Here is a 12,763-nt window from a genome sequence, read left to right on the forward strand (position 1 = left end):
AGTTTTATGGCAGATTTTAGAATCGGCGAGGTTACAAACCTCGCCTACCTATTTGAGGTATAAGTCTCCGAAACCGGTGCCATCGCAACTGCCAGATTAATTTCCAGCGGTTGACATGATGTGTAAAGAGTCTTTGCCCATCCAGCTCAAGCACAGGAATCAGATATTTATATTTTGTGAAGAGTCTCATATCCTTCGTAATGTCAATTTCTTCTACCGCAATAAACGATGTTTTCGCTCTGATATTCTGTAGCACTGCCTTTGCGTCGTCGCAGAGCGGACAATCCGGTTTCGTGTAGAATTGGAGTTGCATCGGTTCGGTTTTCAACTTTTTAGTTATGTGTCTCTGTTCTCTTCTACAACATTTCAACCCTACGGGTTTTTTAAAGATTTTTTAATGATGTGGAGTGCTCGCCGTACCTTACACGTGTAAAGCAAAGACAAATCATGCCTTAAATGGCAGCCTGCAACAACGGCGCAGGCGGCTCTTGAGCGAAAATCGTCAAAGGACAAACTCCGTTGTTTACCCGAAAGGTATAATTAAAAAAGTTTAGCACAAGTCGCCAAAAATCGCACTTACTTTTTACGTGAATCAACCTGGATTCTGTGATAGAATCATGTTAGACTTTACCTGATGCTTTTGGCAATCATAAGTTCCAAAGATGATACTATCTAAGGAGAAAAAACGTGAAATTGAGACTTGCACAATACGGTATTTCCCACGACCACGCTGGAGGGAAAGCCAACGTAATGAAGGAAAGTGATGAAATTGACTTCGCCGGGGTCTTTGAGCCATCACCTGAAGTCCGAGAGACTCTCGGTCAAAGCCCGGTCTACGAAGGCGTTCACTGGTTTACGTCCAAAGAAGAGATACTCGAAGATGAGACAATCGTTGGGGTGGCGGCGCAGGGGCGTGTATCGCAGAACCTCGCCTTTGCACGGGAGATTCTCGAACACGGCAAGCATGTATGGTTCGATAAACCTGCCGGTGATAACCTTGATGAATTTCAAGAGGTCTTAGACATCGCGCGAGACAAAAATCTGCTCGTTCAACTCGGTTATATGTTCCGATACAACGCGGGTTTTCAGTTCATCCTTGATTGGGCAAACGCCGGTAAACTCGGTGATATTTTTTCCGTTCGGGCGCGAATCTCATCAGGACCTTCAAGCGATGCCCATTGGCAACGTTGGGATTCACTCGGTGAGCATTCCGGTGGCATTATGTTTATCCTCGCCTGTCATCTCACCGATATTATCGTTGCATTGTTAGGACGACCCACACGGGTGACACCCTTTTCGAGGCACGATGGACATGACGTGCCGTGGTATCGTAACAATACAGCGGCTATCCTTGAATATCCGAGAGCATTGGCTATTCTTGAGTCAACGTCATTGGAGGTGGATTCGGGGAAATCGAGACGATTGGAAGTCTACGGAACACGCGGCAGCGCAATTCTTGAACCGCTTGAACCCCCAGAATTACGGTTGTGTCTTGATGAAGAGCGGGATGGGTACGCGAAAGGCTGGCAAACGGTGCCTGTGGAGCGACGACCGCGTTACGTCGAAAGCCTGCGAGCGTTTGTCGCCGATATTCGGGGCGAGAAATCCCCTGATCGTTCCCTCGACCACGAGTTCACAGTTCAGGAAACTGTGCTGCGGGCGGCAGGACTCCGACAATAATAAAGAAACCGATTTAATTTTTTGTTGACATTCTTCTTAAATTTGATTATACTTTATGTTAACTGAGCAATTGTGGGATGATAGTGTTAAGCAGGAGCACTCCCGCATCAGAGCCGTTTGTGGGCTTAGATGAATTGTCCTCGATCAGATCACAAAAAGTATTACAGTAGTTAAGGACGGATGTAAGCGATGTTAGTCATAATTAATATCTGTTTTGTCATTGTGTGTCTGTCCGTCTTGGTGGCACTGCCTTGGTATTTATCTTGGAGACGGAGAAAGATGGGACAAGTGCTGTTTCACCTCCCTACGTCGAAAAGCCACAAAGTGCTTTTGAAGCTTGTCATCCTTGTGTGGGTGGGTTTCATGCTTATGCAAATCGTGTTCCTAATCAGGGAGGGTTGGCAGTCTGCACCACAATTTTGGCCCGTGATAGTGGCACCCATGTTTTCCCTATTTCGCATGTATTCCGTAAACCGATTTGAAATCAGGGAGGCTGGCATTGTCTCTAACGGAAATTTTGTAAAGTGGGAGAAGCTTAACGCCTTTGAATGGAAGAAAGAGGCGGACTACGCATTAGGATTGGGCAAAGAGGCGTATGTGCTCGGCGTGACGAGATCGGGGGACAAGTTCCCATGGTGGCTTGAGTGGGACAAATTTCGGGCGGACCAGCGCGAGAACGCTAATAAACTCCTGTCCCAATACTTACCTAAAACCCGCTATGAATCTTCGTCTTCTATAGGGATGATGGGAACGACCGTAACAGGAAATGCCAATGGTTTGTAGTTGCCATCTGGTGCTTTGGTTGGGAATTTGTATTGGGGGTCTGTTAGAAGTTTATACACCGCAGTATCCCTAATTCTAACCAGTTCTCTGGTATTCAACTCCCATTCGATGTTGAGTGCCTCGTGTCGTCCTGGAAAATCTTGTGTCCCCAATATCGATGTCAAAGCCCAGTAGATATACTCCGTAACCATGCAACCATAGTCACAGGTTTCATCCGTATAGTGATACCAGGCTTCTGCTGGGTATCCACTCTTGGGACCATCTTTTGGCACTTGCTCGAAATATCCGCCGCGGGCGACATCCATAGACTTCGCTAAGATGGACCCCCGTACCTCCCCGAACACCTCGGGGTAAGCATTGGCATAACCATGTTGTGTAATAGGATGCAGAATTTCCTCTAATGCGCCGTCGTAGTACGAGCCATCCGGGGCATTGATTTTGCCATCGACAAGGAAATCCGGTTTGGTTTCTTCGCCATATAGATCTTGACCAAATCGGTAGCCTGCCGCTTCTACCAGATCCATTTCCAACCCCTCCATCTCCTCTTGTGTCCCCGGCATAATGATGAAGACGTTTCGGCTTACCAGGTGACTGAGAACCCGTGTGTTGTCAGGAACGCCGTCTTCGTCGTTATCGAGGTATTGTGCCAAAACGCCTGCGGCGTGAGCGAGTTTATCTTCAGGGGTCGTTGGGCTTGCGAAGATGTGAAAGCCGAAAACATTTATATATCTGTCACAGCCCACTTGTCTGAAGACAGAAAATTCGCTCGGCACCTCTACGATTTCGATTTTCGGTGTCACTTCAATGCTTCGCATGATGTTGTCGCCAATAATTTGGGATGAAGCAAGCCCCATTAAAACCAGTAGGATACCAGCGGTCATAATTTCCCTTTTTTCCAAACTTACGCTTTTGAGACTGCTGCCTAAGTGGATAATCCAATGACACTAAAACTCAAAGGACGAGACCCTAAAAATCACTCTTATGCGAATCGGACGCCTAACTTTACATTCTCACCCGGATGTGTTGCGATCTTCGGATACTCGTCCAATAGATCGTCAAAATCGACAACAGGATAAATAACAGGCTCAGACTTCAGACTGCCATCGCAAAGGAGCCGCCAGCTGATTTCAAAGAGTCTGCCTTCATTCCAATTAGGGTATTCGGGATTCGGTTCGCTACAGGCGCGTGAGAAGACAATAGTAGGGCGATTGAAATGCGCTTCAGCACCGAGATCTAATCCCGATGGATAGATACCGGGCCACGCGCCAGCGACAACTGTTCCGAGATACGTCACACCGCGGATAGCGGCTTGTAGTGCCGTATGATGACCACTATATTCGATACAAACATCGGCACCGCGCTTGCCAGTAGCTTTTTTTATCTCCAAACCGGCATCATCTGTTGTAGGGTCAATGACCATATCAGCACCACATTCGAGTGCTACATTGCGGCGCAATTCGAGCGGATCGACCCCAATTACAGGATAGGCACCCGCCAATTTGGCGAGTTGCAGTGCCATCAATCCGATCCCACCCATTCCAAAGACTGCCACCGCGTCCCCAATGCGGATATGACCATCGCGCACCGCACCCAAGGCGAAATCTGTTGGATCTAGACAGACGGCTGCCTGCCAAGGCACACCATCAGGAAGTTTCCGGACACCTGCCGCGGACCAAACATTTTCTTCGCGAAAGGAGCTGTGCCGAAAAACCCGCTCTCCGACCTCAAATTCGGTAACGTCCGCGCCAATCTCAGTCACCTCGCCGACACACATGTTCCCCAGTCCAGAAGGATAGCTCACCATCCCGCCGGAACCGTCTGCTCGAAATATTTTATATTCGCCATCGTAGCCACCGCGCGGACCTGCATACCCCTTATATGATGCCATCTCTGAGCCGTGTTTGGCGGCACCAAACTGGCTCTTTACTCGAATTTCGTTCGCTTGCAAGGGTTGGCTTTCATATTCTCGGAAAGCGACCTGTTCTTGTGCGGGGGCAATGAGTTCTCTTAACATACTGGCTATTTTCCTTTTTTTAATTTACCTTGCGCGGAAACGACGTGGAATTTAAGTATAACACGATTTTTTCTGGAGTTGAAGAGATACCCAAGCAAAAGCCCTTCCACTTCGTTTCAGGCTTGGTGTTCGATTTTAGTCGGCGATTGCTTGGTAACTGAGGATGCGAATTTTCTCTCCGAGATCCAAGCCACCGCTGGGATGCAATTGGCACAAAAAGATGCCAATCATCTGTTCTTGAGGGTCAATGAAAAAGTTGGTAAAGAAGAAACCACCCCAACCAAATGTCCCGACTGAGCCGATCTCATTGAGGTCTGATTTGTCTCGGACAATACTAAAGCCTAAACCGAATCCGAAGTCAACATCCGTATTTGCGAGTTGATTTGAAGTCATCAATTCAACGGTTTTTCGGCTCAACAATCGGACACCGTTCAGTTCTCCACCGTTCAGCATCATCTGCGCAAAGCGGACGTAATCAGGAGCAGTGGAGACCAATCCGCCACCACCGGAGAAATAGGTTCGCGGACCCTTGTAAGGATAGTCGGTTGAATAGATCAGTGAACCGTCCACTGTCGGTTCTTGGGACTTTCGCGCGATGGGTCCATCTTTGGTTCGCTCATACACTGTTGCGATCCGCTGGCGTTTTGTTTCAGGGATAAAAAAATGTGTGTCGTTCATGCCGAGTGGTTTGAAAATACGCTCGGAGAAAAAATCATTGAGCGACATCCCTGACACGACTTCAACGAGGTAACCGAGCAAATCTATTGACAGCCCGTACTCGAATTCGGCACCCGGTTGATGTAACAACGGAATAGTTGCCAGTACTTTCATTTTCTCTTCAAGCGTGCTCTCATCTTGAAGAAGCCCGTGGGTGATATCCGCAGCAGTGTATTGCGGACCTAAACGCTCATTCCAGTGATAGGTTAGACCGTCGGTGTGGGTGAGCAGATTCCAAATTGTAATTTGCCGTGTTGCTGGGACAGGTTGAGCCGAATCTTCGGCATCTTCCGGTGGCAACACGTGCATCTCCTTGAAAGCGGGAATGAACCTTGAGACCGGCTCATTCAACCGAAAATGTCCCTCTTCATAGAGCATCATCACAGCGACACTCGTGATTGGTTTCGTCATCGACGCAATACGAAAAATGGTGTCGGGTGTCATCGGCTTTTCTGCCTCGACATCCATCATACCGTAAGTGCCGAGATGAGCGATCTTTCCGTGCCGGGCAAGCAATGTAACGCCGCCAGCGATTTTTTGCTGCGCGACGTGTGTTTCCATGACTTTATCAATCCTTGCGAGCCTTTCGGTAGAAAGTCCAACTGCTTCAGGCTCTACCATAGGGAGTTCGTGACTGAAGACAGATGCCGTTAGAACCAACAAGAACGAGATATGTACTAAAATCCTATTCGTTTTTTTCATATAAATTACTCTGTAACGCTGATGTCACACCGAGTGTGCCTGCTACTTTTAAGCCAGAATGTCTTGGACGACATGTCCGTGGACATCGGTGAGACGGAAATCCCGTCCTTGGAAACGGTAGACCAGTTTTTCGTGGTTAATCCCGAACAGATGCAGCATGGTGGCATGGAAGTCGTGGACATGCACGATATTTTCAACGGAATTATATCCCAACTCATCGGTGTTACCGTAACTGATACCACCTTTGATGCCGCCGCCAGCCATCCACATCGAGAATCCCTTGATGTGGTGGTCGCGCCCGGTACCTTGTGCCATGGGTGTCCGACCAAACTCGCCGCCCCAAATCACTAAGGTATCCTCCAACATACCGCGCTGCTTCAAATCATTGACGAGTGCAGCGGTTGCCTTATCAACATAGCCTGAGGTCGTCTTGATGGCGTTTTCAATGCCACCGTGATGATCCCAACCGCGATGGTAGAGTTGGATAAACCGCACACCGCGTTCGGCTAATCGTCGTGCGAGGAGACAATTTGCAGCATAAGATCCGTCGCCGGGTTCTGCGCCGTAGGCATCCAGAACGTGCTGCGGTTCTTTCGAGATATCCGTCAATTCTGGAACACTCGTCTGCATTCGGAATGCCATTTCATACTGACTAATCCGCGTCGAGATCGCAGGATCCTCTACGGTTTCGTCGAGCATACCGTTCAAGGTTTGGACGGCATCCACAACGTCCCGTTGCTGTTCTGTGTTGACACCACCAGGGTTCGTGACGTAGTGGACGGGATCGCCAGTTGAGTGGAACTGAACACCTTGAAACTGACCTGGAAGGAATCCACTATGCCATTGCCGCGTTGCAATCGGCTGGTCCTGTCCACCACCAGAAGAGGTGAGGACGACGTACCCCGGCAGATTTTCATTCTCACTACCAAGTCCATAGAGCAACCACGACCCCATGCTCGGTCTGCCAGCGATCGCAGTGCCAGTGTTCATGAAGGTGTGTGCCGGATCGTGATTAATCTGCTCAGTTTTCAGGGAGCGGACGATGCAAATATCGTCGGCAAGGCTTCCGATATGCGGAAACGCTGCACTCATCTCCTGCCCCGACGCTCCATACTTTTTGAATTCATGCGTTGGACCGAGGCATTTGAGTGAATCCGCTTGTCCTTGGAGTTGAGCGATCGGTTGCCCTTCTGTGAAAGACTTCGGCATTGGTTGCCCGTCAAGTTCCGCCAGTTTCGGTTTGTAGTCCAAAGTCTCTAAGTGCGAAGGACCGCCCGCCATGCAGAGATGAATAATACGTTTCGCTTTCGGCGGCACATGCGGTGTGGTAACAATCCCCTGCCACCGCTCTACCTCTGGCGCAGCATTGATAAGCGAGGGTGTCAGTAAGGATGCGAGTGCGAGTGATCCGACACCCCGCACAGTTTTCCCCAGAAATGTTCGCCGTGTAAGACGAAGATCGGTTTCTTCATGAATATCTATAGCCATACCTATACCTCCTGTTCGTTGTTTTGTAATTTCTTAACATGGATGCTTTGCAAGCGCGATCACACTAAAAAATTCCCCTAATTTGATGGAGTTTAGGTTTTCGACGGAACAGTCAACGCGTCATTGACAGCATGAGTGAAAGTCTCTGTTGCCCATTGGTCGAGATCTTTCCCGCTGGCTTCAGCAGCCTTTGCAATGGCCACGTGGACATCGGGAGGAATCTGTAACCTCAGATTTCCGGAATACGGTTTTTGTGGCGATTTATTTAGTCTCTCACACGTTTCCAGATAATCGTCTACGGCTTCTTCAAAAGCCTCTTGAAGTTCAGGGACAGTGTCCGCGTGAAACCCAACAATGTCGGTAATTCCTGCAATATGTCCAACAAGACATCTATCTTCTTCGCTGTACTCAATATGGGCACTATAACCCTTGTACTTCATGGAATTATTCCTGCCTCCTCCAGAAAATGCCTCACATCCCTCACTTGGTAAGAACGTGCTTCTTTTTGCTTATGGGGATGGTGAAACGTTGCGGTAACGCCATTCAATTCAAACCTCACTCTGGATCCTCTTCCCTCAACGGATTTTGCCCCACATGCCATTAAGAGAGACTCTATCTGCCGCCATTTTAACGTTGCCGGGATCGGTGTTCTGAAAATAGCGTTTAAAGTTCTCTCATGTCGCTTATTCATTATCGTCTAACTTTAATATCGCATAATCGTTTCATGCAAATTCAATATTACCCGTGCCACAGAAGTCCACGCCGCCAATTCGTCAGGTTCAGCGTCCTCTGTTAGAGGGGCTTCACCCGTTGCCACGAGAGTACTGGCAGCATCAAGGTTAGCAGTATATTCGGCGTGGTGCTTTTCGTAGAGATTTTTTATAATCTCTAATTCCTTTGGCTGTGGCATTCGAGACAGTGTCCATTGGTATGCCCAATTGATACGCTCAGCGACGGATTCACCCCCCTCTTGAATAATCCGTGCCGCAAAGACGCGCGCCGCCTCAACATAGCTTGGATCGTTGAGTAGCGTCAAGGCTTGCATTGGCGTATTAGATGTGGCTCGCTCAGCGGTACACTCCTGACGGCTCGGCGCGTCAAACGCCATCATACTCGGATGCAAGAAGGTGCGCTGCCAATGCGTATAAAGCCCACGACGATATTGGTTTTCTCCCTCGTCGTGCACATAAACCCGCTTCGGGAAATTCAAGTTCGAGTAGTAACCCACCGGCTGGTAAGGTCTCACACTCGGACCACCGATTTTTGGGATAAGAAGTCCACTCAGCAACAATGCGTTATCACGAACTACCTCTGCATCCAGTCTCCAGCGTGATTGGCGTGCCAGCAAGCGATTGTAAGCGTCCTTCTCCTCCAATATCTCGTTTGATTTCGAGGATTGACGATAAGTGTTTGAGGTAACGATAAGTTTTACGATGTGCTTAACATTCCAACCGCTCTCCACAAATTCGACAGCGAGCCAGTCAAGCAGTTCAGGATGCGTCGGCGATTCGCCTTGTGCACCGAGGTCATCCAAGACGCGGGATAACCCAGTCCCGAAGTAGAGTGCCCAAAGTCGGTTCACGAACGTACGAGAAGTTAGCGGGTTGTCCATTGACGCTATCCACCATGCAAGCTCCAAACGGGTGGGTCGGCGGTTTTTGATACCGAGATCACCAAGGAAAGTCGGGACCATCGGTTCGACGATCTCGCCTGAATCGTCCAGCCAGTTACCCCTCGGTAGCACGCGTGTCGTTCGAGGTAGTGTAGATTCAGTGGTAAGTGAGTAAGGAATTTGCGTTTCGATTTCACCTTTCTGCTTCTGTAGGTCTGCAATCTGATTCCGGATACCATCAAGCGCAGGTGTGATACGGCGATACTCCGCGGCGATCTGCTCACGCTGATGTGTCGTCCTGACAGACGCATCGACCTGAATTGCTGCAATAACCTGTTCCGTATGTGCATGCTTCACCGCCGAGCCGCGAGTCGTTGCCATACCAGCAACATCCCAATAAGCAGTGCCGCCAAACTGGACGAAAGCGATACCGTTCAGAACACTCCCCGGTTCCAATCCAACGTCCGCTGGGTCTACTTCGAGACGGACCCATTCACCGACTGCAGGTAGAGGTCCCATCGGCTTGTGAGCGGGTGTATCGCTTCCAATCTCACCGAAGTTAATTTTGTCTTCACCCCAAAACGCCCGGTGATCCCAATTTCCATCGTTCCACTGGAGCATAACAGTTTCTGGCGGTGATTCGGGATCAATCCAGACATAAGCAAAGAGTCTGTCATCCTCTGCTAAAGTGAACTTTCGATTCGCGCCACGGAAGGCATGTTGGACTGTCTTTCCTGCTTCCGCTGCCTGTTTTCGTGAGTATAATTTACTGAAAACAGGTGCTTCATTTTTACCGACAAATTTCCATGTGCCCTCGGTTCTACCACCGTTTGCCTGAGCATCGTCTATCCACGCGAAGTCGGTCAGTTCTGTTGAGTCAAGAAGCGAGAGAACTTCGTTTTCCCACTCCGTCTGTTTCGCTTCCAATCCGGGCGATGACGCTTTGAACACCCGCTCCAATTTTGTCAATTCGTCGTCAATATCTTGCAATGCTGATTCTTGTGCGGGTGTCGGTAGCATTACGACGGGTTCCCACTTACTTCTACCGGGATATACCCCCGGTCCCTTGACATCAGCGAAAAACGCGGCGAAACTGTAAAAATCCTTCGCGGTGTATGGATCAAACTTGTGGTCGTGACATTGGGCACAACCGAGCGTTGCACCTAACCAGACGGATGCAGTCGTTCGGACTCTGTCTGCGGCATAGATTGCGAGATACTCTTTCGCCTGCGCGCCTCCTTCTGAGGTGGTCTGATTCAAACGGTTATAACCGGCAGCGACCTTTTGCGCTGGTGTTGGATCCGGCAGGAGATCGCCTGCGAGGTTTTCGACCGTAAATTGATCAAACGGCATGTTGTTGTTAAACGCTTTTATCACATAGTCACGATAGGGCCAGATGCTCACGTTTTCGTCAGCATGGTAACCGCTCGTATCCGCATAGCGCACCAGATCGAGCCAGTACATTGCCATTCGCTCGCCATATTGAGATTCAGACAGAAGCCTGTTGACAAGTGTCTCATAGGCATTGGTGTTCTCATCTCTTAAGAATTGCTCTACTTCAGCGGGTGTAGGCAGCAATCCAGTGAGATCGAAACTCAAACGACGGATAAGTGTTCGTTTATCCGCTTCCGTTGACGGAGTGAGACCCTCTGCCTCTAATCTCCGAAGTATGAAGGCATCAACGGGGTTGCGGATCCATGTAGTGTTTTCGATGGTGGGTGGTTCAACCCGTTCAGGGGGACTGTAAACCCAGTGTTCTTCCCACTCTGCCCCTTCAGTAATCCACTGGATGAGTGTATCGATCTCATCTTGTGTCGGCTGCCGATTGGAGATCTGCGGTGGCATCCGTTGGTCAATGTCTTCGTGTGTTATGCGTAGGACCAATTCGCTGTTTTCCGGTTCACCGGGCACGATAATCGGATATCCGCTTGGTGCAGAGAAGGCACCCTCCTTTGTATCAAGCCGCAGATTGGCTTGCCGGACCGCGGGATCGGGACCGTGGCATGCATAGCATTTATCCGACAATATCGGTCGAATATCACGGTCGAATTGAAGCTTCTCGGCATAGACAGGTTGTAGCGCGATAGCGAGTCCCAATAGGAGTATTATAAGACTCGCACAACAGGTGCGAAAGCCTATCGTAGTACCTAAACGTGATAGCAATGTCTGTGGCATTATAGAATCTTTCCTCCATTTCTTCTGTGCAGGCGAGGTCCGCTCGCAACGGGAACGTGAGTTTTACCATCCTCGAAGTTGTTCAGTAGTATATCATTAAAGTGAAATATGTGCAAGCAATCCCGCGAACAGCAGATTCCATTTTCACGAATATTATTTTAATTTTAATTATACTTTAGAGTATAATATTGGGAATAACTGGAGACATGGAAATGGCTAAAATTATTACAGAACATCGGATTGGGAAAAATGGCACAATCCGTGTTGGATGTTCAGCTGTTATTTTCGATCAGCATCGCGAAAAAATTCTACTAACAAGACGCGAGGATAATAACCAATGGTGTTTGCCAAGTGGTGGGATGGAACCTGGAGAAAGTGCAAGTGAGGCGTGTATACGAGAGGTTGAAGAGGAAACAGGTTTACAGGTTGCAATAAAACGCTTAATCGGCATTTACACAACCCCGCACGAGTTAATCGTGTATCGAGACGGGAACAAAATCCAGTTGGTGGCTTTATGCTTTGAAGCAGAAATTGTGGATGGTGAACTCCGGCTGAGTTGCGAAACAACCGAATATGGGTTCTTTTCCTATCAGGAAATACAGGAATTAGATTTGCTTTTGAACCATACGCAACGTATCAAAGATGCATATAGTGGAGAAATGACGACTTTTATCAGATGACAGATTTTTTAGATAGAAGCATCTAAATTTGGAGAGTACAACTTAATTGGACATGATCGGGCGATATGGGTCAATAAATCTGTTATTCTCATCTTTCCGGCGTGGCGGGGGTAATGCGTCTGCTTTTACGCGCAGTTTTGAGAGTGCGTCGGCATAGGCAGATGCGTCGATTAAGTTGTTGCGTTCATCCGGGTCCTTAGCAAGATCAAAAAGTTGTTCGGGCCACCCCTTGTCGTTATTGAATCGAAAATACTTTAAATTCCCCTCTTTGACCATCACAGACGGTCCGTTTTGGGCACGCCACAGTTCACTATAAACGGTATCATGCCAGTCGGTGGTATTTCCATCAATCAGCGGCACAAGAGAACGTCCGTCAAGTTCATCGGGGGCAGGGATATCTACTAACTCACACACAGTTGGAAACAGATCGACTAAGGAGACATTCTGCTCAATGATTTTCGGCTCTTTCCCAAACCGTTTCGGATACCAGATCGAAAGCGGCACCCGTGCTGAAGCCTCAAAGTAGCTCTGTTTTTCCCAAAGCCCCTTTGTGCCAAGCATCTCGCCATGGTCAGAGAGGAAAACGATGATAAAATCGTCTAAGACGTTCAAATGTTCCAATTTCTCAATAACTCGATTGAACTGGGCATCCATCCACTCAATCATCCCGTAGTATGCCGCGGTTGCTCGGTGCGCCTGACGGTAGGTAACATCTTCACCGACTTGAACCCTGAAAAAGTCATCGTATCCAAACTGCTCGTTTGGTTCTTCGACGATCGGTTCCACCCGTTGCATGTAGTAGTTAAACAGATCCATAGGACACTGATACGGATAATGTGGTGCTATGAGACTTACTGCCATACAGAGCGGATTTGATCTCGGACGGTCGTAAGGGGCATCAACAAAATATTC

12 protein-coding genes are annotated in these 12,763 nt (G+C 48.7%); 3 read left to right on the forward strand and 9 right to left on the reverse strand.

Translation table 11 applies throughout. The features are described from left to right. Positions 1-31: 31 nt before the first annotated feature. The gene (locus J4G07_18495) at positions 32-313 is read right to left on the reverse strand and encodes a glutaredoxin family protein (GenBank protein ID MCE2415976.1); all 282 of its coding nucleotides are present in this window, start codon (positions 311-313) and stop codon (positions 32-34) included. A gap of 374 nt (positions 314-687) precedes the next feature. On the opposite strand from J4G07_18495, the gene J4G07_18500 reads away from it, so the two are divergent. Further along, positions 688-1,680: a Gfo/Idh/MocA family oxidoreductase gene (locus J4G07_18500; GenBank protein ID MCE2415977.1), complete on the forward strand. Its 993-nt coding sequence runs from the start codon at positions 688-690 to the stop codon at positions 1,678-1,680. 279 nt (positions 1,681-1,959) lie between these two features. Continuing rightward, complete coding sequence (locus J4G07_18505; GenBank protein MCE2415978.1) at positions 1,960-2,463, forward strand: hypothetical protein; 504 nt, start codon at positions 1,960-1,962, stop codon at positions 2,461-2,463. Here J4G07_18505 and J4G07_18510 read toward each other — a convergent pair. The 7 genes from J4G07_18510 to J4G07_18540 all read right to left on the reverse strand — a co-directional run bounded on the left by J4G07_18510 (position 2,397) and on the right by J4G07_18540 (position 11,171). Beyond that, positions 2,397-3,344 carry a hypothetical protein gene (locus J4G07_18510; protein MCE2415979.1) on the reverse strand — a complete coding sequence of 316 codons (948 nt, stop codon included), beginning with the start codon at positions 3,342-3,344 and terminating at the stop codon, positions 2,397-2,399. The two genes, J4G07_18505 and J4G07_18510, sit on opposite strands and share 67 nt — an antisense overlap. A 98-nt stretch (positions 3,345-3,442) precedes the next feature. Beyond that, the gene (locus tag J4G07_18515; protein ID MCE2415980.1) at positions 3,443-4,477 is read right to left on the reverse strand and encodes a zinc-binding alcohol dehydrogenase; all 1,035 of its coding nucleotides are present in this window, start codon (positions 4,475-4,477) and stop codon (positions 3,443-3,445) included. 135 nt (positions 4,478-4,612) lie between these two features. After that, positions 4,613-5,896, reverse strand: coding sequence for a beta-lactamase family protein (locus J4G07_18520; GenBank protein ID MCE2415981.1), 1,284 nt, complete (start codon positions 5,894-5,896; stop codon positions 4,613-4,615). A 48-nt stretch (positions 5,897-5,944) separates the two neighbouring features. After that, entirely contained in the window at positions 5,945-7,384 is a 1,440-nt protein-coding gene (locus tag J4G07_18525; GenBank protein ID MCE2415982.1) for a DUF1501 domain-containing protein, read from the reverse strand. Positions 7,385-7,476: 92 nt separating this feature from the next. Continuing rightward, the gene (locus J4G07_18530; GenBank protein ID MCE2415983.1) at positions 7,477-7,824 is read right to left on the reverse strand and encodes a type II toxin-antitoxin system HicB family antitoxin; all 348 of its coding nucleotides are present in this window, start codon (positions 7,822-7,824) and stop codon (positions 7,477-7,479) included. Then, on the reverse strand, positions 7,821-8,075 hold the full coding sequence (locus tag J4G07_18535; protein ID MCE2415984.1) for a type II toxin-antitoxin system HicA family toxin: 255 nt from the start codon (positions 8,073-8,075) through the stop codon (positions 7,821-7,823). The genes J4G07_18530 and J4G07_18535 overlap by 4 nt, the downstream gene beginning before the upstream one ends. Before the next feature lie 12 nt (positions 8,076-8,087). Beyond that, positions 8,088-11,171 (reverse strand): PSD1 domain-containing protein, encoded by a 3,084-nt coding sequence (locus J4G07_18540; protein ID MCE2415985.1) that lies wholly within the window; start codon positions 11,169-11,171, stop codon positions 8,088-8,090. Between the two features lie 212 nt (positions 11,172-11,383). Between J4G07_18540 and J4G07_18545 the strand changes: the two genes are divergently transcribed. Further along, positions 11,384-11,851, forward strand: coding sequence for an NUDIX domain-containing protein (locus J4G07_18545; GenBank protein ID MCE2415986.1), 468 nt, complete (start codon positions 11,384-11,386; stop codon positions 11,849-11,851). 42 nt (positions 11,852-11,893) lie between these two features. Here J4G07_18545 and J4G07_18550 read toward each other — a convergent pair. Further along, positions 11,894-12,763 (reverse strand): sulfatase-like hydrolase/transferase (locus J4G07_18550; GenBank protein ID MCE2415987.1); only part of this gene is annotated, 870 nt, incomplete at its 5' end.

The sequence above is a fragment of the Candidatus Poribacteria bacterium genome (genome assembly GCA_021295715.1).
Classification (GTDB): domain Bacteria; phylum Poribacteria; class WGA-4E; order WGA-4E; family WGA-3G; genus WGA-3G.

Bases quoted from the DNA above. Each gene is read 5' to 3' on its own strand.
- J4G07_18495 (MCE2415976.1), bottom strand. From the start codon at position 313: ATGCAACTCCAATTCTACACGAAACCGGATTGTCCGCTCTGCGACGAC.
- J4G07_18505 (MCE2415978.1), top strand. From the start codon at position 1,960: ATGGGACAAGTGCTGTTTCACCTCCCTACGTCGAAAAGCCACAAAGTG.
- J4G07_18510 (MCE2415979.1), bottom strand. From the start codon at position 3,344: ATGACCGCTGGTATCCTACTGGTTTTAATGGGGCTTGCTTCATCCCAA.
- J4G07_18515 (MCE2415980.1), bottom strand. From the start codon at position 4,477: ATGTTAAGAGAACTCATTGCCCCCGCACAAGAACAGGTCGCTTTCCGA.
- J4G07_18520 (MCE2415981.1), bottom strand. From the start codon at position 5,896: ATGAAAAAAACGAATAGGATTTTAGTACATATCTCGTTCTTGTTGGTT.
- J4G07_18525 (MCE2415982.1), bottom strand. From the start codon at position 7,384: ATGGCTATAGATATTCATGAAGAAACCGATCTTCGTCTTACACGGCGA.
- J4G07_18530 (MCE2415983.1), bottom strand. From the start codon at position 7,824: ATGAAGTACAAGGGTTATAGTGCCCATATTGAGTACAGCGAAGAAGAT.
- J4G07_18535 (MCE2415984.1), bottom strand. From the start codon at position 8,075: ATGAATAAGCGACATGAGAGAACTTTAAACGCTATTTTCAGAACACCG.
- J4G07_18540 (MCE2415985.1), bottom strand. From the start codon at position 11,171: ATGCCACAGACATTGCTATCACGTTTAGGTACTACGATAGGCTTTCGC.
- J4G07_18545 (MCE2415986.1), top strand. From the start codon at position 11,384: ATGGCTAAAATTATTACAGAACATCGGATTGGGAAAAATGGCACAATC.